Annotated in this window: 6 protein-coding genes; all 6 read right to left on the bottom strand. The window is 44.5% G+C overall.

All coding sequences use genetic code 11. The annotated features are described in order from the left end of the window. Window positions 1–120: 120 nt before the first annotated feature. On the bottom strand, window positions 121–375 hold the full coding sequence (locus tag ACFI6G_RS02035; RefSeq protein WP_010441105.1) for a DUF3297 family protein: 255 nt from the start codon (window positions 373–375) through the stop codon (window positions 121–123). Window positions 376–748: 373 nt separating this feature from the next. After that, the gene (locus ACFI6G_RS02030) at window positions 749–2032 is read right to left on the bottom strand and encodes a lysine N(6)-hydroxylase/L-ornithine N(5)-oxygenase family protein (protein WP_016769245.1); all 1284 of its coding nucleotides are present in this window, start codon (window positions 2030–2032) and stop codon (window positions 749–751) included. Window positions 2033–2110: 78 nt separating this feature from the next. Continuing rightward, entirely contained in the window at window positions 2111–3088 is a 978-nt protein-coding gene (locus ACFI6G_RS02025) for a GNAT family N-acetyltransferase (protein ID WP_010441109.1), read from the bottom strand. Next, a complete protein-coding gene (locus tag ACFI6G_RS02020) occupies window positions 3078–5285 on the bottom strand; it encodes a TonB-dependent siderophore receptor (protein ID WP_010441111.1) in 2208 nt (735 codons plus the stop codon). Before ACFI6G_RS02020 ends, ACFI6G_RS02025 begins: the two co-directional genes overlap by 11 nt. A 160-nt stretch (window positions 5286–5445) precedes the next feature. Further along, a complete protein-coding gene (locus ACFI6G_RS02015) occupies window positions 5446–11061 on the bottom strand; it encodes a non-ribosomal peptide synthetase (protein ID WP_462710115.1) in 5616 nt (1871 codons plus the stop codon). Next, window positions 11058–21974: an amino acid adenylation domain-containing protein gene (locus ACFI6G_RS02010; protein ID WP_462710114.1), complete on the bottom strand. Its 10917-nt coding sequence runs from the start codon at window positions 21972–21974 to the stop codon at window positions 11058–11060. Before ACFI6G_RS02010 ends, ACFI6G_RS02015 begins: the two co-directional genes overlap by 4 nt. Between the last annotated feature and the right edge of the window lie 8 nt (window positions 21975–21982).

Here is a 21982-nt window from a genome sequence, read left to right as displayed (position 1 = left end):
AATAATGGTAAACACAGAAAAACAAAAAAGGCCTAGATTTTTCTAGGCCTTTTCTAGTAATAACGCTTGGTAACTCAGTATTGGCAAGTGACACCAAGGATTAGCGAGTTACTCCAACAATTATTCTTCGATGTAAAAAGCTTCTACAGTGCCTTTTAGAGTAATAAGCATTGGTTGACCAAAGCGATCTAGCGCTTTAGGTGAAGGGATCTTAACCCAACCTTCGCTGATGCAGTATTCTTCAACATCAGTACGCTCTTTACCATTTAGACGAATGCCGATTGGGTATTCGAAACACTCAGCAACGTGGTGTGGGCTGCGTGGGTTACCTGCAAGATGATCTGGTAAAGCTGGTCTTGAATTAGTATCGCTCATGTTCATTACCTGTATGTACGTAAATAAAAAAAGTGCGTCATTCTAGTCAATATAGGCTTTGTGCTCAACAACTGCTGCAATAAATCGTAGTGATCGTTTTAATCAACAGCTAGTTGTTTGATTTAAAGGCGATATCAACACAAATTTCATCGATACATTAACAAATTTGCGGCAAGCCATAATTCTCTAACCTAGGCAGCTAGGCCGATAAATGGGATAGCACACAACTGGCGACTCTATGGATTGAATTAATATTTAAGAACAAAAACGCCAATATAATATTGGCGTTTGCGTTTTGGCTATATGTGCTTCGAAACACGTGATAAACAAATATGCTGCGAACAAATACCACAACATTGTTCACATACAGAATCTAAGCTTTTTCTAGCTCGTTCTGTGAGTTTTCGAGAAGCGCATCTACGATCTCTTGAGAACGAACAGCCAACACAGAAAGAAGCGTATCACTCAGGCCATGAGAAGATTCACAACACCCCTGCAGGAAGATCTTAACTTCACAACTTGGCTTCATGTCTAATTGGTATGAACGCGCTACCGATTTACTATCAATCAAGGGTTCAATCGAGCTGAGCATTTGGTTGAACTCATCGTAACGATAGCCCGTAGCAAGAATGATCGCATCGTATTCCTTCCATAACTGTGTTTTGTTTATCGTGTCATTCAGACGCAACGCTACTTTGTCATCTTTCATAGCAACTTCTTGGATGTCATGACAACGTAGATGTTGATGGTTACCCTCACCCGTTACTTTTTGCAAATAAAGCAGCTCGTAAATGGCGTTAAGTTCTTCTGTATCCACAACTGAATAGTTAGTCGCGCTAAATCGAGAAAGGATGTGGTCACGCTGCTCTTGCGTGCTTTCATACATGTGATCGGTAAACTCAGGATCAAACACCTCGTTTACAAACGGACTGTCATCAGCCGGGTGCAATGCAAAGCGGCGGTTAACCATGTGAACTTCACCATCAGCATAACGATTGGTGAGATCAACGAATATTTCAGCAGCACTTTGCCCAGCACCCACGATCGCGATTTTTGGCTCTGAGTTTGGCTTAAAGGTTTCACGCCACGCTTTGTACTTCGAGGAGTGGATGATTTGTTCGTTATCATGGCCTTCAAACAGTTTTGGAAGTTTCGGCATCCCGCCCATACCGACAATAAGGTTCTTAGCGATTCGAACCGTCTGGTTGCCGTGTATATCGGTAGAGGTAACTTTTACTTTTGAGCTTTGACCATTTTCATCAATCGCTTCAATATCAATGACTCGCTGGCCGTAATTTACACGTTCTGAAAATTGATTAGCAACCCAAGTCAGATAGTCGTTAAACTCAACACGAGAAGGGTTCATACTACCTAAGTTGATAAACGCATTAAGCCTATCTTTGGTGTGCAAATAATTAACGAATGAATAAGGACTGGTTGGATTTCGTAATGTCACCAGATCTTTCAAACAAGATATTTGCATTCTTGTTCCATCTAACAACATACCACCGTGCCATTCAAAATGAGGCTTTTGCTCCAAGAAGCAATAACTTAAGCCTTTATCTTTAGCTTGCTCTTCCAAAGCAATAGCTATCGATAAATTAGCAGGACCAAAGCCCACTCCGAGAACATCATATTCCTTAATTTGTTTCGTCATGTATAACCTCATGAAAATTTTGCAGGCGCAAACAAGCGCCCTATTCCGACTCCTTGTTTCAGTACAAACTGCTCTCGATTAGAACTCGTTACTGAAAAAGCTGTCTTTTAACTGACACATTAAAGCCGCACGCTTATGCGGAAATTCAAATTCTTTAACTTTGGCAAAGCCGTATTTTTGTAGATACCCAATCATTTTGTTGTTATCGGCTCTTGGCTCGCTAACAATCTTTTCTGTGCGAGGATCCGATAGATAGATGAAGTGACAAACAGAAGGCAACCAAGCAGCAACTTTATGTGCTCCGCGGTGAGACTCTTCGCCTACCAACATATGTATCCCACGATCGTAGTCGCCAGCTGCATAGTAAGGCGCGATACGATCTTCTTTTGTCCAATACACTTCGATATAAGCAAAAGGCTGGTTGTCTAAACATACAATTAGCAGTTGATTTTTATGGTTTTTGCAGGATTCTTCTAAATAAAACTTGTGCTCTTCTAACGAACCAGTCTGTTCCCAGAAATTGGCAACACGCTTTGTGTTCTGCCATTTATTGAACAACGTTAGATGTTTATCAACGTCTAACCCTTCTAATGTAAGTACAGCGTTTAGCTCTGGAATGTAGCGACGATATAGCTCCCCATACAAAGGCTTTGGCCTTGCCGGATGATACCCTGCAGCGTCAAGAACTTGCTTATGTGGGTAAAGGGCGTGATTTCGATTCTTAAGCCATAACTCCGGAGTTTGCATAACGGCTTCACGCCATAGCACTTTTAAGCCTTCGGCAGTTTCAAAGGACAAAGAATCCAACACTTCGCTTTTAAATTGTCCGAGTTCAATAGTTCGAATATCTGAGTTAGCGGAAAACAAAAGCGCAAACGCTGAGAGAGCTTCTTGTTCGGTAGCCGTCATCTCTGTAAGTCGCCAAAAATGATCCGTTTCTCGTACTACTTCGAGAGAACCGCTACTCACTTCAACACTATATCTATCTAGCCCTTCAGTTAAAGAAACACTCTGCCCATCGGGCAGAGTGTTCGCAGGCTGGTGGCTACCAGTCATAGGTTACGCTCGCAATCACGTTACGACGGTCACCGTAGAAACAGTAGTAATCACATGTAGCAACGTACTCTTTATCTGCTAGGTTTTTCGCTGCAACTTGGAACTTATAATCTTCAATACGGTAGCTTAACGTAGCGTCAAACAATGTATATGAAGGAACAACGTTTGTTTCGGTATTATCGGCATATGAATCACCAACGTAACGAGCACCCGCACCAATCGTTAAGCCATCTAATGGACCATTTAGGAAGCGGTAATTTGCCCAAGCTGAAGCGAGTTGGTCAGCAATTTGTGATGGCGTGTTGCCTACATTACTGCTTGTCGAATCTGCTGTTATTTCAGAATCAATGAATGAAACGTTACCAATCAAGGTTAATGCTTCAGTCACGTTTGCAACAGCTTCTAGCTCTAAACCACGGTTACGAACCTCACCAATTTGCGTTAGTTGGCCAGCGACCTGACGCGCTAAGTTTTCTTTCGATACTTCAAACGCAGCAATGTTGAAGTAACCGTCAAAGCTACGCGGTTGGTATTTCAAGCCAAGTTCGTACTGTTCGCCACGTTCTGGCTTCGCAGGGTCACCATTGGCGTCAAGTTGAATTATTGGGTCAAACGACTGAGCGTAGCTCGCATAAGGTGTAAAGCCGCTATCCATCAAATAAGCAACACCGAAGTTAGTTGTCCACTCTTCGTTGTCGACCTTAGTTTTTGCGCCCGTTGTCGTGTTATGTGTCTTATTTTGGGAATCGTCGTAACGAACACCTATTTGCACTGCCCACTTGTCCGCAATCATCATTTGGTCTTGTAAATACAGGCCTAGTTGATTGTTTTTAGTTTTAGTGGTTTGGCGGTCAGATTCATCAACAACACTAAAGTTAGAATCCAGCAAAGTGACATTGTTACTATAGGACGGGTTGAAAACATCAAACAATGGGTTTGCGATCGAAACGAAAGTCCCTCCAGCTGGAACAATAATCGAGCTATTACCATCGGCAACAAATGGGTCTGAAGCATAATCTTTACTGTCAATATCGATACTTTGATAATCGATACCAGCTAGCAAAGTATGTTCTACAACGCCAGTTTTAAAGGTGTGTACAACGCGGTTGTCTATATTAAACGCGTCAGACGTGCCTTCCTCTGTGGAAGCCCCGCGTAGAACCTTGCTGTTTGTTGGGTCATAAACACCTAAACCATAATCTGTCGCATAGCCAAGCGAATACATTTGACGGAGGTTAATGTCCATCTTACTGTAACGCGTATTCTGCATGAAGTAAGTACTGTCATTGAAATGATGTTCAAATTCATAGCCTACTGACAGTTGTTCACGCTCGAACGTTTCCCAATCGGTATTGCCTACCGCAGTGCTATCACTGATTTTCCCGTTTGGATTCGATGTTAACGTTCCTTCCATTGGCAAAAATTGCAGATACGGGTCGGAATCATCTTTTTGGTAACTGGTTAACAATGTTAATTTGGTGTCGTCTGTGAATTTATAAGCCAGAGAAGGGGCGATGAAAATACGTTCAGCTTCTACTCCATCAACACGGCTGCCATTTTTGCGACCAAGCGCTTGTAGGCGGAATGCCATTTTTTCGTTAACTTCAGAGTTCACATCTAAGCTAATTTGCTTACGATCGTCAGTGCCGTATTCAATAGCAAACTGACCAGAACCACCGTCAAATTGAGGGCGCTTGCTCACGACATTTATGACGCCACCTGGAGGAGTTTGGCCGTACAATGCAGAACCAGGACCACGTAAAATTTCTACTCGCTCCAACCCAAATGGGTCGATTTGCCAGCTGTAAAAGCCAGATGAGTACAAACGCGTTCCGTCTTGATACAAGCCGCTGTTTGCTTGCTTAAAGCCACGAATCACAAACCAATCTTGCTTGTTATCTTCACCGAAGTAATTTGCTTGGATACTCGGTGTGTATTGCAATGCATCGGCAATACTGATCGACGCTCTGTCGTCCATTTGCTCACGCGTCACAATGGAAATAGCACGAGGTGTTTCACCTATCGCAACGTCGGTTTTTGTTGCCGTGCGACTACTTAATCCTACGTAGCTAAAATCTGGACCTACTGAGCTGTCTTCAAGCTGCTGCCCAAGAACAACAACGGTTTCATCTTCGTTGGCCTGAACCATTCCTGACGATATAACTAAAGCGACCGCAAGTGCTGTTGGGGTGCGCATAAAGTGCCGATTCATATATTTCTCCTTCAATACGGCTATGAACCAATTGTAATAAAAACACAAACAATAACGATAATAGTTATCATTGCGATTAATAATAACGAGAAGTGTACCACGTAATTTTCAAAATAAAACATCTTAGTAATGGATATTTATAAAATTATTCACAATACAAATGTCTGTATAAGTCTTTGATTACTGTGTTGTTCTGAACAATACCTAAATGATCCGTGTCCACAGTGACGGAATATCTCTGCGCGTTGAGCTTATTCAACCCTTTGGATAACAGGTCGGAGCGACCATTTGGTTGCCCTGCCCACCAACAATGCAACTTGGTTTTTATGCTTGGTAATTGATATCCACGGCATAAAGAACGCATATGTTGTTCTACAGACCAGCTGTAGAGCATTTGTTTCGCGTTATCTGCCATATGTGGATCAAAGTGATTTTCCGCTAGCCATGTATTAAATACCTCTGGCCACATTGGTGGAGATACTGAATCGAGTAAGTCTATACATCGTGCCCCTTGCTGTACGGTAACCGTCCCTAGCAACAAGGAAATATGCTCTAATAATTTCGCTTTTGATGATGGGGAATCCCACTGATCACTCGCTATTTCTGTACCTGGGACATAACAATCTAGCAAGCCGGCAAACCTAATTTCGTCTCCATTTTTCTCGAGGCGACTCGCGATTTCTTGAGTAAGTGCACCACCGAGTGACCAACCAACTAAGCGATATGGACCACGTGGTTGTAACTGCTTGATTGTTTGAAAATAGGTGTCTGCCATATCGGTTAGTGAGGTATCAAAAGCATTATCTAAAACAAAGCTCTTCGACTTTATCCCATAAACTGATCGCTTCCCTTCCAATGATTGCGCCAAGCGTTGATAACCAGTAACACGCCCAGTAACCGGATGAATACAAAAAACGGGCTCATGCTCATTAGATGTAGTGTTAAGTTTTTCGATAAGTCGTTTGTCCGGCTTGACCGTTGGTTTCTCTTTAACGATTCGCATCACAGACACAAACTCAGTTAAACACTCTACATATCGTGTAGCGATTTCTTCTATCTTTTGGTGCGAGTAATGCGTAGTCGCATACTCCCACGCAAGGCTCAACTTGCCTGATACAATTTGGGCGTTGACAACAAGTGGGGTCAACATCTGGTTTAATTCGGATTGAGGTGAGCTACCTTCTTCTATCGGTGAACACCACTGCGCGAATCCGTGACTAGAATACTGACCAAGATAGTTAAAGGTAGCGACCATGCTTTGCTCCTCCAGTGTTCCTTGTTCTCGTTGTTCTAGGTACCTCAGTCCGTAACCAATACCACCATCTTCCTTAATACGTTCGAGAGCATCATGTGTTTTATCAACCATACTAATAATGTCTGGATGATATTGCCCAATAATTGGATACAAGCTAGTCGTCCACCCAACCATTCGCGATAGGTCGGTATTTGCAAAAACAGATGGTTCGCGTCCATGCCCCTCAAGATAGATAGGTACATTCGGATGCTCTTCACTTGCTAAGGCTGATACAAGCGCAGTTATCAAAGCGCTTTGGATATTAGCACCCAACTCCGAGCCTGAGATTCGCAATAATGCTTGAGTGAGATCATTAGATAACTCGGTTTTTTGACTTTGCTTATCTCGGTAAAGAGGCAACTTGAGGCCTAGTTCAGTACTCCCCAAGTCGTCGGTTATTTCCGACAAAAAATGCCAAGCCTCCCGCATCAATTTACCTTTTTCGCTCGATGACCACCTCTCAACAGCATTGACCGCTTCATCTAACGAACTTGAGTTCGGCATCAAATCTATATCTTGGCCCGCGACTAACTGCTGATAAGCTTTCCATAGATCATCTAATAGAATTCTCCAAGACACACCATCTACAGCCAGGTGGTGGATTGCGATCATCAAGCGGTTAGGCGCGTCGGAAAATTTGGCAATGCCCGCTTGAATCAAGCGTCCAGAACTAATATCCATGCTTTGTTGGATTTCTTGCGTGAACGCTGAAAAAGCCTGTTCAGAATCGACGTTACTGACCCAAAGATATTGACGTTTTTGGTAAAGTTGAAATTGCTGCTTCCATTTACCTGATTCCTGGCTGAATGACAGCCTGAGGCTTGGATGCTGTTTCACCAAGGCTTGAATAGCCGACTCTAAGTAACCAATTTCCATATCTTGTTTAAGCTCAACGCAAATATGTTGGTTCCAATGATTTGGCTCTGGAAACTCTTGGGCAAAGAAATGCGCCTGTATCGGCATTAATTCAAAAGGTAAATCACTAAGCTCACGCTCTTTGGCTGTTTTATGAATGCTAAGCACACTCGCCAAATCACGTAATGTCTTGGCTTCAAACACTTGTTGTGGTGTTAAGTTGTAACCCGTAACACGGACTTTGCTGACCATTTGCAAACAAAGGATGGAATCACCGCCCAATGCGAAAAAGTTATCGGAGCAACTCACCTGCTCAGCACCAAGAAGTTGCTGCCATGTGTCCACCAACAAGGCTTCTTGTTCCGTTTCAGGTGTAACAAACGTTGCTTCAGATTCGAATTTACTTCCAAGAAAAGGGAGAGACGCTCTATCAACTTTTCCTGCAGGCGTGAGCGGAAGCTTTTCCAATACTAATAATTGGCTTGGTACCATGTAATCTGGCAGCACTGTGGATAATTGGTCGAGAATGTCATCAAGATCGAATCGTTCAGGCTCACTGCTTTGGAGGTAACCAAACAATTGCTTCTGTGCCCCAACCTCTTGAAGTGCGACGACACAGTGTTCAACTTTTGATATAGATTGAAGTCGACTTTCTATTTCTCCCAACTCGACACGAAAGCCTCGAATCTTGATCTGCTGATCTACCCGACCTATGTATTCCATCACTCCATCATCGTTCCACCGCACCAAGTCCCCTGTACGATACATTCGCTCACCTACATGTTCGCGAAACGGGTCTGGTAGAAAACGTTCGGACGTTAGGTCTGGTTGATCGAGATAGCCTCTAGCCAACCCGACCTCGGCGCCAATGTACAATTCGCCGACTTTGCCAAACGCGACTTTATTCAATTGAGCATCTAAGACGTACAAGCGACGCTCACCGACAGGTTGCCCAATCGGAGCGTACGCACTGGTTAATTTATCTTGTGGATATGCTCGCCAAATCATTGGGGTAACAACGGTTTCTGTCGGTCCATAACCATTAATTATGCGTGGCGGGTTAACAACCTTTTGCAAACGCTGATAGGTTTCTGCGGTAAATGCTTCACCTCCTAGTGTCCAAGATCTGACACTGAGGGGAGGCTTTTGATAATCAATCCAATCCAATAATGGGCCAACATAGCTCGGCGGGAAGCACGCAATCGTGACTTTTTCTTTGCTGAGCACATCGCAAGTTTGTTCAGCGCTCCATAATTCCTGATCTCGAATAACCAACTTACTGCCAAATGCCAAAGGTACCGCCCAACGTTCAACGGCGCCATCAAAGCTAATCGATGCGAAATGCAGCTCTATGTCCTCTGGCGTCATGCCATACTGATGACCAATGGTTTGAACATGCATCGATAATCCAACATGATTAACCGCGACTCCTTTTGGTTTCCCTGTCGAACCCGATGTATAGATAATATAGGCCAATTGTTCAGGATGAAGTTTTGCTGCTGTTGTTTGTTCCTCTTCACGTTGTTGCTTTTTTGATCTCACAAGCAACAACTCTCCGTTTGAAGATCGTAGCTCACACTCATCAACACTCTCCCCTACCCCATAAAACAGAGGATTCGGTTGTGATAATGAAGCCTTAAATGTTGATTGAATGCTATGCCAACGAGATCCCAACCTATGCTGTGTAACCACAAAGCGAGCTTGAGAGTCCTGTATCATGTAAGCCAAGCGCTCGGTTGGATAATCAGGATCTAACGGCAAGAACGCCCCACCCGCTTTCATGACCGCTACCATTGCAACGATCATCTGTACCCCTCTCTCAAAGAGCACACCAACCGCTTGGTCACGTCTTACACCTTGAGCTTTGAGTTTGGATGCAAGATCGGATGATGAATGCGCTAACCCTGCAAAAGTAAGCTGTTGATCTTGATGCTTTAAGGCAATCGCATCGGGCCTTACTCGTGCTTGATTTTCCAGTAACTCGATAATTGACTGAAAATGCCAATTGCCTTCTGGTTGCGATAGATTTCTAAGGACAGCTTCATCATGCGGTGATAAATGCTTCATCTGAGCCAGGCTACAACCTAAATTAACGTCTAAGTCTCGTATTAGGTTTTCAAGAACTGCATTCAATTCGGCCATCTTGTCTTCGTCTATTCGGTCTTTCGAATAAGTTAATACGACACGTGTTTTGCTCTGGCTTTCACGTACATCTAATGCAACGTCGAATAGTGCGAACTCTCCCTTTTGGTCTTGAGCAGACAAAATCAGTTCGTTATCTAAGTGGATATCCCCAGACAAAGTGCTTTGATGATTAAACAACACTTGAAACAACGGCGTCTGCCCAGCCTTTCTTTCTATCAACTTATGCTCATCGGACAATGCCGTGACAAGCTGATCAAATGGCAGCAGTTGATGTTCTTGTGCTTCGAGTACTTTGTCATGAGCACCTGCAATTGCTTTCGCGATCGAACATTTAGGTGAAATAGTTTGTTGAATCACCATGGTATTAACAAAGAAGCCAATCAGGTTCGACACTTCGTGTCGGGTTCTATTTGCCATAGGGACGCCGACTGATATGTCAGAGCGATGTGTCACCGTGGCTAAAGCCGCTTGCCAAACGCCTAACCACAAACTCGAATTCGTTACCGATAATTGGCGAGCCACTTGGTTGATCTTGTTAGATTGAGTTTTACTCAGCTCATAGCTGATCGAATCGGCAGCACGCCTTTGATTTGGTGCGATTTCGCAACACCAAGGGAATAATAGCTCCGAGTTAGAATCTTTTAGTTCTCGCTTCCAATAATCAATGTGGTGAGCACCTTTACCAGCGTCAAGCAAAGCCGTTTGCCACTGGGAGTAATCACGATACTGAATCGGTAATTTCGGCAAATCACCTTGCTGATAGAGTGAAACAAGCTCACTCACGAACACGCCAATCGACCATCCATCTGATACGATATGATGCATTACGAGCTGCAACTTCCATGAACCATTGTTGAGCTTCAAGCATAGCATCCGAATCGGCAGTTCAGTTTCGAGATCAAATGCGTTTCCTATAAAATCTCGCTGTGTATCTTGAATTTGCTGTTGACTCCAACCTTGAGCATCTACAATCACCGGAAACATGACTGCCGATCGGTCGACAAACTGAACTACGGCACTGTCGGACTCATGAACAAAACGCGTTCTTAATACCTCATGCCGATCCAATACTTTATTTACTAAGTTACCTAGCTGTGTTGTGTCTAACTTGCCTTTAACATCGAACGTACCTGACATATGGTAGGCACTGTTTCCTTTATCTAAACAATAAATATCCCACAGTCGCTGCTGCGCTGGAGAGAGCCCCACTTTCTGTTCAGCACCGACGGACACAATCGGTAGCTTTTCAAAATCTAATCCTTTATTCCTCAGTAGCTCGATGAACTTGACCTGCTCCGGCTTACCTAATTGAAGAAACCGTTTTGCTAACGCATGCTTATCAATTTTTCCTGCACTGTTCGCACTTTGTTTCTCGGTATCGTTCTTCTTGCTAACAACATTCGATTTCGCAGTCGCCTCTGCTTGGACTGCAGATGTTGGTTGGTTTAACTCGTTTAAATCACTCATAGCAGCTCCAATTCGTCCATCAATGCTGCCATGGCATCGAATTCGTCTTGTTCATGTTGGTTTTGTGTTTGATATTGAGCTTGTAAGCTGTCTGATAAAGCTTGTAGGCTCTTGGCTTCGAAAAAATCTTTTAGAGCCACTTCTAGCCCCAACTCTTGGTGCGCTTTTGCGACTACGCGAGTCGCCAATAAAGAGTGGCCACCTAAGGCAAAGAAGTTGTCGTCCAAGCCTACTTGGGATATTTCTAAAACTTCGGCCCAATTTGCAGCGAACCAACGTTCCAACTCCGTTTCCGGAGCGCGATACTCAATTGATTGCCACTCAGGCGCAGGCAGTGCCTTTCTGTCTCGTTTACCGTTTGGAGAAAGCGGCATTTCACTCAAACCTAGCAATATAGTTGGCACCATATAATCGGGCAGTTGTTCCGACAGATGTTGTTTTACTATTTCTAACTTGAGTTCGTTGTCTTGCTTGAGCTCATTCCACATAGGGTCGACGACATAACCAATGAGTTGGTCACCCGTTTGATGTTTAAACGCAACAACCGCCGACTCTTCAACCCAATCGAGCTGGTTAATCACATTCTCAATTTCTTCTAGCTCAATCCTCAAGCCACGGATTTTCACTTGGTTATCCAAGCGACCGAGATACTCTAAACGTCCGTCTGCATATTGAACGACTTGGTCGCCCGTCCGATACATGCGAGAGCCCGGACCTCCGAACGGGTTAGGCACGAAACGGTCTGCAGTCAGGTCAGGTCGTGACAAATACTCACGCGCTAAACCGACACCAGCTAAATACAACTCGCCAGGCACACCAACAGGCACTGGGTTCCAGTTATCATCCAGAACATGTAGTTGCGTATTGCTGATTGCATAGCCGATAGGGATTCGCTTCGATACAGGTAATTCACAAGGCCAGTACGTTACGTCGATCGCAGCCTCTGTTGGCCCGTAAAGGTTATGTAGCTCAACAGGCGCATGACTCAGTACTTGTTCTACAAGATCCGCAGGAAGCGCCTCACCACTACAGATAATGCGTCTTAGCGAAGTACATTCAGATATCGTCGTTTCTATTGAAAAGGCATTCAGCATCGAAGGAACAAAGTGAATGGTTGTCACTTTCTCTTTTTGGAGAACCTCAGAAAGTAGACGAGGCTGGCGGTGTGCTTCAGGAGGAGCAATAGCAAGGCGAGCTCCTGTCATTAATGGCCAGAAGAACTCCCATACCGAGACATCAAAACTAAAAGGCGTTTTCTGGAGTACACAATCGGACTCGTTCAGCGCATATTCTTGTTGCATCCAATTCAAACGGTTTTGCAACGCAACTTGAGTATTCACCACGCCTTTCGGCAAACCTGTAGATCCAGAAGTAAATATCACATACAACGCCTGATCAGGCTGCCAATCGACGTGAGGTGCTTGGAATGGTTGGTTGGACACATCAAGCTTAGTCAAATCAATATACTCACAACCCTCAGTCTCTGGCCACAAGTGCATTGAATTGGAGTCAGTCAATAACAAGTCGATATTAGCTGATCGCAAAATATACTGCAGTCGATCCTCTGGATAACTCGGATCTAATGGCACGTATGCGCCACCAGCACGAGTGATAGCATGCAATCCAATCACTAAATCGAATGAACGTTCAAGACCTAAACCGACACGTGTTTCAGAGTTCACTCCTTTTCCACGTAGCCAATTCGCCATTTGATTTACACGCAGGTCAAACTCTTGATAAGTCAGGGCCTGATCTTGCATTGATAGCGCTATCGAGTCAGGTGCAGTCTGAGCTTGTTGTTGAATCCTTTGTGACGGCGTCACTAAACTGCCCCACTCAAGTTCAGTGTTGTTAAACGCAATGCATTGTTGCTTCGCGGTGTTGTCTGTTAAGTGAAGCTGGTTGATTGAGCAACGATTATCTCGCGAAACCTTCTCGAGAAGAAGTTGCCAATGATCAAGAAGTGCCTGAGCAAAGTCTGTGGTAAATATAGGTGAGGCATAGCTTATGAATCCAAGCCATTTATGTTCCGACATTTGCTGAATATCTAACCCAATTTCGAGCTGAGCATTCACTACGCCGGGGTCAAAGGGCTCGACATCAATATCATTCCAATCGAAAATCGCGTTCTCATCAAAACGTTGGAAGTTGAAACTGGTTTGGAACACGGGGTGATACTGTAAATTACCTTTGATACCCAATGACTCGACCAACATTTCAAATGGGAAGTCTTGTCTTTCCAATGCTTTTTCGCTGAAGGACTTCACTTGCATTAGCAAATCAGAAAACGTTTGTGATTCGCTAAATTGTGCGGGGATCACCAAGCTATTGATAAAACAACCCTGCATCACTTGTGTTTCTGCTTGAGTCCGCCCTGCGACTGGCACACCGACGCGTATTTGCTCTTGGCCAGAATACTTGTGCATCAACAAATGCCACAATGTCAGCATCACATTGAATGGCGTAGTGCTGTGCGATTTTGCCAGTTGGCTGATACTCGCAATCTGCTCGCAAGACAGTTCAAAATGAAGACGGTTGCCGCTCGTTTCGGTTTGCTCTCTTGGTACATCGCTGTGTAGCACTAATGGTTCAATATCGTATTTCAACGCATCTAACCACCAGCCTTTTTGCCTACTTGTATCTTCTGATTCAAGCCACTGTTTTTGCCACTGTGCGTAATCGATATATTGGAGCTCGCTTGGCGTTTCGCTTCCTTTATAAGTTGGATCAACTAGCGATTGATAACAGCCCGACAACTCCTTTAGGAGCAACTGCATAGAGATACCATCAGAGATAATATGGTGCACTACAATAAGCAATTCAGCCTTCTCGTCTTGCTCGCCTAGCTTACAAAACTCATCGAGGTCAGAAGTTTGCGGCATCCAATCAAATCGAATAAGCGCCCCATCAGCGAAGTTGAACGGTTTGGCTATTAAATCTTTGTAATGAGACAAGCGATCTTGATCATTAACAGCAGCTTCATGGATGCCAAGTTCAATGTAACGCTCAGGACGCACCTGTTGCATCAATTCTCCGTCGACCTGCGCAAAATTGGTTCTCAATATTTCGTGGCGAGAAACCAAGGTATTAATAGCTTGTTTAAGTACCGCAACGTTAACACGCCCAGTAAACTTCAAGCCCAGTGGCATGTGATAAGCAGCACTGGTTGGTAGTAGTTGTTGAACAAACCATAGCCGCTGCTGTACCGCTGACGTAGGCATATTCGGTAATCGAGGAGCTCGAGCGAAAACAGCGAGGTCTTGCGTTCCATGAGCCGACGACGAAGAAAGTTCAGAGATACATTGAGACGCAAGATCTTTGAGTACAGGCGTATCGAACACCGCTTGTAGCGATAACCTGATGCTGTCTTGCTGCTTTAATCTGCCAACTAACTGAGTCGCTAATAGTGATTGACCACCTAAAGCAAAGAAATCGTCCTCTCTGCCTATTTGGTCTTTTTCAAACAGCGCGCACCATTGCTTAGCTAACGCTTGCTCTATCTTGCCAACTGGTTCGATGTAGTCACTTTTATTAGTTGCTAACCAATCCGGAGCGGGTAAACGTTTCTTATCAACTTTACTCGCAGGAGTAAGTGGTATTTTATCTAACTTTATGAATTGGCTTGGGACCATGTATTCTGGAAGATCTTTTGCTAGATCACTTCGCATATCTGACATTGATAGTGAACTATCACTCTGTAGATACGCGACAAGCTGTTTGCCACTCGGGCTATCACAAGCGACAACCGCACACAGTTCTGAGTCAGTTAACTTCTGAAGTCTAGATTCAATTTCACCAAGCTCTACACGGAAGCCACGAATCTTAACTTGTTCATCACTACGCCCGAGGTACTCCATCACACCATCTGAGCGCCATTTCACAACATCGCCAGTTCGATACATTCGCTCCCCGTTACTCGCGAATGGATCTGGTAAGAAACGCTCTGAAGTTAGGTCAGGTCGCTCAAAGTAACCTCTCGCTAACCCTACCTCTTCGCCAACATAGAGTTCACCCGCAACGCCTGCTGGTAACCTATTCAGCGCGCTATCCAATACATACAAGGTTCTACAGCCGACAGCTTTACCTATCGGGGCATACGCACTGTCTAAGCCAGTATCGAGATACGCTTCCCAAATCATTGGCGTTACAACGGTTTCGGTCGGGCCGTAACCATTGATTATTCTTTGCGGTTTCAATACTTGTTGCAGTTTGAAATAAGTATCTCGAGTAAAGGCTTCACCTCCTAATGTCCATGAACGAACCGATAACTCTGGTTGAGTTCCTTCAATCCACTCTAGCAATGGGAGCACGTAACTCGGAGGGAAACATGCGATGGTCACTCGCTCCCGTGCCAATACATCACACGTTTGTTGAGCACTCCATAGCGATTGGTCTCGAATCACGAGGCGAGAACCAAATGCCAACGGCACAGTCCAGCGCTCTATCGCACCATCAAAGCTGATCGAAGCAAAATGAAGCTCGACGTCGTCAGGCGTCATTCCGTAACGTTGACCAATAGTCTGAACATGCATGCTCAAACCTTGCTGTGATACACACACGCCTTTGGGCTTACCTGTAGAACCAGATGTGTAAATCATATACGCCAGCTGATCAGATAAAATCGCAGGCTTATCGATTAACTTGGCGTTGAGATCCAACGCGTTGAAGCTTACAGCCTTGGCTTGATTACAAATCTCATTTGCTAGGACCCCGCTAAGTGCATCGTGCACCAGTATCCGTGCTCGACTATCTTTAACCATGAACTCAAGACGCTCTTGCGGATAAGCCGGATCCAAAGGTAAGAATGCCCCTCCTGCTTTCATTACCCCCATCATCGTAACCAACATGTTGCAATCACGTTCAAATAACACGCCGACGATATCGTCACGTGTTATACCTTCGCTAATCAATCGAGCAGCGACGGCATCACTTTGTTCAACCAACTGCTTAAACGTTAGCGACGCTTTATGAACACCAAGTTCATGCTCAACATTAGAAACCAATGCCACATTATCAGGACGCAATAACATCTGCTTAGAAACTAAATCGGTAAAAGGTTCAAACGTCCAAGGTTCTGATACACGGTCGAACTTCGCCAATTCATTAAGCTGACCTTTCGCTAACACAGGGATAGAACCTAACTCTTTCGATAGGTGCTCAACCAACTTATTTAAGTAATGTCGATTTGTAGCACACAGCGTTTCAATTTGCTGTTGAGAGAATTTGCTTTCATCGTAGGCAAAAACGATACGAAGTGATTCGCTCGGCAGAATCGCCAACGTCAGTGGGTAGTGGGTAAACTCGTAGCTTTCAGGTTCCCCGATGCTCAGTTCCCCTTCGCGATTACTTTTAAGAAGCGCCTCGTCCAGTGGGTAATTTTCAAATACGACCAAGGTGTCAAATAAGTTATCGCCAGTCCAACCTGTTTGCGCTTGGATATCAGACAGAGATGAATAGCTGAACTCACGCTGTTCACTTGATGAGTTTTGAATATCCAACAGCCATTGCGAAACTGATTTGGAAAGGTCGACTTGGTGTGCGATTGGCAGCGTATTAATAAATAGACCAACCATAGAATCACTGTGTGCTAGATCCGTTGGTCGCCCCGCTACGGTATTACCAAACACAGGTGTCTGTTGCCCCGTGAATCGGTGTAATGTCAGCAACCACGCCGCTTGCGTCAAGGTATTCAACGTCACACCCGCTGCGCTGAGTTTTGGCAACCATTCACCGACAGTCTCTTGTGAGTAATCATCATTGAATCGATTATATTTAGACTCCAGAGAATCCGAACTGCCGACAGACTCCACCAAACGCGTTGGAGATTCCATATTTTGCAAGTAACGTTGCCAGTATGCGTTCGACTGCTGGTGATCTTGTTGACACGCCCAAGCGAGGTAATCTGAAAACTGACCTTTAACCGGTGTAATCGTGCGTCTTTGATAAATAGCAAACAGGTCACTGAGCAGCACCCCAGTGCTCCATCCATCCATTAAGATATGATGAATCGTAAATACGCATTGAATTTGATGATCTTCCGTTTGCACGAAGTCAACACGCCATAAGGGGTTGACCTGCGAGCGTTCTAAACGCTGCTCAAGCTGGAAGCCTTGTTCAATGATTTGTTGTTTATATTCAGCCATATCGAATTGGCTGCGTAGACGCACATCTAACACAGCGTAACTCAGATCCAGTTGTTGCCATTCAGCTAAATACGCGTTGCCATCCAACGAGAACAATGTCGAACGCAACATTTGATGTCGTTGCATTACACCTTGCCAAGCTTCAATCATTCTCGGCAGTTCAACGTGATTTAACGGCAACGTAATTTGGTTTACATAGGTACTGTCACTATCTGAGAGTTTTGCGTGGAAATACAGCCCCTGCTGCAAGGTAGATAATGGTAGGATCGTATTTGGTAGCGACTCTGGTTGCTTTATCCCTTGACACAATTGATTCAACTGAGATTGGGTCAATTCCACCAAAGGCGCATCGGTTTTCGTTAAGATAGGATCCACTTCAATAAACAGATCGTGTAAGCGTTCAATAGAGTTGTTAAGTGCCGCGTGTAACACCTCAATTTCAGTTTCATTGAAGCAACCACTGTCGAACTCGACATCCCACTGCAAATGATCATTAACAACGGAAGCATTGATAACAACAGCAGCGTCTGCAACGTTGGATTTATCTCGCCATAGCCCCGAGCCCGTTATATCGACTTTTCCATTTGTTTGCTGTGTAGCATTGCCAAGGTAGTTGAACAATACATCCATATTGCCAACATTTGGCCATAAGTTTTGCGCCACTCCCGCGTGGAAAGTGATACCGCCTACGTGGTCGCTATCGAAGCTATCTTTTAGAGACTTGACCCACTCCATTAACGTTCCGAGTTCTGGTATAGCTTGTGGATAAAGAGAGGTGTACCAACCGATGGTACGACTTAGATCTAAGCCCATATTGTCAGTAAAACGACCATGAGACTCACGATGAATGGTTAGCGCCTGACCTTGGTTCTGCGTGCTGACTGTTAACGCACAGACAATAAAGACCACTTGTTCTTGTGTGAGTCGGGCAAAGCTCTGCCCAGCTTTGGTCAACGACTCTATTTTAGACAGTGGCGTCAACCACTGTGTCGAGATCGGCAGAGCACGCTCTGTAGAATAGATAGGTGCTTGCATTTGATCGAGCCAATAAGCTTGTCGTTGCTCGGTTATTAGCAGAGTATTTAAGTTATTTACCCAATTCCCTTGATTGTGGGTCTTTGGTGAAAGCGTATTGGTAGCTTCATCGTTTTCTGGTAACGCTTCATAAAGCTTACTAAGGTCTTCAATAATCATTGGCCATGACAACGCATCAACCACCAAGTGATGAATCGCTATAAGAACTTCACTGCCTTCTGTTGAGCCTTTCAAATTGCGTATACCAACCGCGCCGGTAATAGCCTTTTCAAGGTCGATGCTTGATTGCACCTGCTCGATGTTTATTTCGTCATCGAATGGGTGAATCGCAAACCGAGCCTCTTCTTGATACTCAGCAGTGACTCCAAACGAAGCGTTATGGCTCAACGAGTTTGAGAAATTAAGTCTAAGCGCATCATGATGATCAGCAAGTTGGTTTAACGCATGACTTAAACGCTCAATATTAAGAGCGTGACGCCATGTAAACTGAATATATTGATTACATCGACTCAACTCAAATTGTTCAATAAACCGTTGCTGGATAGGTAACAATGCAACACGACCTTGTAGCTTACTTTGATCGGCTAGAACCCGTTGACTCTCTTCTAAGAGCTCCGCCATGTCTTGAAGCTTTGGAAAATCGAAAACTTGTTTAGGCGATAGCATGAAACCTTGTTGGCGAAGCTTCCCTACAAGTTGAAGAGCCATAATCGAATCGCCACCTAGAGCGAAAAAGTGACTATCAGCCCCAACGCCCTCTAACTTCAACAATTCACACCATACCGTGGCAAGTATTTGCTGACGTTTGGTTTCAAGCGTTCCTTGGTTACTCAGATTTTCTGACCAGTCAGGGGCAAGCAACTGCTTTCTATCTACTTTCCCGGCTGGCGTCAGTGGCATTTCATCTTGCACAATAATGCAAACAGGTACCATGTAATCTGGAAGCGCCTTTGCTAACTCATCTAGCCAACGCGTTTCTTGAATATTTTTATCATCGAGTGATGATGTGTCCCTTAACTGCACATAACCAACAAGTTTTTTACCTGTTTGCGATTCGTGAGCGACCACAGAACAGAATTCAGCGCCGGACAGGGTTTGTAACTGAGATTCAATTTCTCCTAGCTCAACGCGGAAACCACGGATCTTAACCTGTTGATCGACACGACCTAGATACTCCATAACGCCATCATCACGCCACCGAACTAAGTCACCCGTTCGGTACATTCTTTCGCCGTTAGCTAAGAATGGATCAGGCAGAAAACGCTCTGCGGTTAGATTAGGTTGTCTCAAATAGCCTTGCGCTAAACCGACTTCAGAACCTATATATAACTCACCGCTGCTACCCAGAGGTACTGGACTTAACTCAGAATCCAATACGTACAATTTCCTATCACCAACTCGAGTTCCAATTGGTGCATAAGCACTATTCATAGTGTCATTGGTATACGCTTCCCAGATCATCGGTGTAATCACCGTTTCTGTTGGCCCGTAACCATTAATGATTCTAGGGGGGGCCAACACTGCCTGAATACGGTCAAAAGTCTCGCGAGTAAAGGCTTCACCGCCTAAGGTGATAGAACGTAGAGAGAGTGATGGTTTGGTTTGTTCGACCCAATCAAGCAATGGGCCAATGTAGCTAGGTGGAAAACAAGCAATGGTGATTTTTTCTTTCTGTAACGCTTCGCATGTCTGTTCTGCGGTCCACAACTCTTGGTCGCGAATAACTAAGCGTGAACCGAATGCCAATGGAACAGTCCAGCGCTCAACGGCACCATCAAAGCTGATTGAAGCGAAATGTAATTCAATATCTTGTGCCGTCATTCCATATCGCTGGCCAATGGTTTGAACATGCATACTCAAACCTTCATGCGAAATGGTGACCCCTTTGGGTTTTCCCGTTGAACCAGAGGTATAGATTATGTAGGCCAGTTCTTCAGCCAACGGTTGTGTAAAAGAGTTATCAGATGGAAAGTCTGCAAGCGCTGCCCTCTCAACACAGAACGGAGTGACACCGTCACTAGATTCAAGAATGTCAGAACATCGGTCTTGAGATTTAGGATGCGTTAATAACAGTTCAGCCCCACTATCTTCAAGCATGAAACTCAATCTTTCTGTTGGATAATCAGGGTCTAGTGGTAAGAATGGCGAACCTGATTTGAGCACGGCAATCATCGACACGATCATATCGACACCACGTTCCATCATCACACCAATAGGTGATTGTGACGTTACGCGCTTAGACAAAATGGAGTGAGCCAACTGATTAGAGCGAGTTTCCAACTCTAAATAGCTCATCGATTCGTCTTGGTGTTTCAACGCGATGCTGTCTGGACTACTCTTCGCCTGTTCAGTAACCAAATCTGTAAACGGTCGGTAATGCCATTCATGCTCGCCCGAACCATACTGGTCGATTAAACGCATATCCTTGCTAGAAATCGCATTCACTGACGCCACAGCTGTATATGGTGACTGCACGATAGCCTCAAGATTCACCTTAAAGCTCTCGATAAATTTAGTAATAAAAGGGCGAGTGAACTTCTCTTTCCCGTAAACAAACCTAAGTGGCGCACTGCTCTTGTTGATCACATCCAACACTAACTCAAACGGGGTTTCCAATACTGGAAACTCTTCAAATTGTGCAGACACTCCATTGGTGTTAATTGATAGTTTGTCACCGTGGTTTCTAAAATTCAGAGCCGTTGTGGGTAACGGTAAATCGCCGACGAGCGCTTCTAACGGTGTACTTTCAAACGCGAGAGATGCTTTCATTGAGTCACGTGTTTGGCTGACTAACTGAGACAGCGTCATTTCTGCATCAATTCGATAACCCATCACCGTACTATTCACATAAAGCCCGACAGTTCTACGGTTTTTTGCATTACGGTTTAACGCAGGGACACAAATCGATGGATGCACATTAGACGAGTACTGGCGCAACGTGAGCATCATCGCAGACGCAAAGATCTCAAACTTGGTTACACCTAATTCTTTACCTAACTGCTTTATTGATTCGTCTATGTCACTTGGTAATTCAACAAGCTCATGTCTAGCCCCATAGGTATCTTGCGATTGCGCGTTTAGGTTTGATATCGAAACAGATTCTTCATTAAGGAACTGAAGCTGTTGCCAGAATGACTTCTGTTTTGAATAGCGTTCTGACTTTTCTTCACTGGCTTGCTCTGTGGCATAATCGAGGTAACTTTGAACCTCTCTAGTTTGATACGCTTTGCCTGCCACTGAGTTAACTAGCATCTTAATCGTGAGCTGGAATGACCAAGCATCAGTCACAATATGGTGAGTCGAAAGTAGCACTCCAAAACGATGCTCAGTGACTTGATAAATACAGCATCGTGCTAACTGACCTTCCATTAAATTGAAAGGCTGCTGCCAACGTCTACGAGCATCTTGATTGATGATCTTAATCGAGTTGGTGTCATTGCGCAGATCGACTGTATCAAATTCAATACGACGAAGCGGCAGGACACGCTGAACGGCCTTACCTTCAACTTCTGCAAACTGGCTGCGTAACGAAGGAAACGCCGATACCATTTCGTTAAGTGAGTGCTGAAGCTTATCGAGGGTAACCTCTTCACCTTCAAACCAAAGTAAGCCCCCCAGGTTGTAAGCCAAACTCATTGGTTGCAATTGTTGAAATAACCACAAACGTTGTTGAGAGTATGAGAGCGGGCTCCAAGGGCTTACGGAGTCCAAAATTTGTTCATCATCCACTGACATTTTATTAC

Source organism: Vibrio sp. PSi01 (genome assembly GCF_054960695.1).
This window is presented reverse-complemented; position numbering and strand designations above follow the sequence as displayed.

Excerpts from the sequence above, each read along its gene's own strand:
- ACFI6G_RS02025 (WP_010441109.1), bottom strand. The coding sequence starts at position 3,088 with ATGACTGGTAGCCACCAGCCTGCGAACACTCTGCCCGATGGGCAGAGT.
- ACFI6G_RS02035 (WP_010441105.1), bottom strand. The coding sequence starts at position 375 with ATGAGCGATACTAATTCAAGACCAGCTTTACCAGATCATCTTGCAGGT.
- ACFI6G_RS02020 (WP_010441111.1), bottom strand. The coding sequence starts at position 5,285 with ATGCGCACCCCAACAGCACTTGCGGTCGCTTTAGTTATATCGTCAGGA.
- ACFI6G_RS02015 (WP_462710115.1), bottom strand. The coding sequence starts at position 11,061 with ATGAGTGATTTAAACGAGTTAAACCAACCAACATCTGCAGTCCAAGCA.
- ACFI6G_RS02030 (WP_016769245.1), bottom strand. The coding sequence starts at position 2,032 with ATGACGAAACAAATTAAGGAATATGATGTTCTCGGAGTGGGCTTTGGT.
- ACFI6G_RS02010 (WP_462710114.1), bottom strand. The coding sequence starts at position 21,974 with ATGTCAGTGGATGATGAACAAATTTTGGACTCCGTAAGCCCTTGGAGC.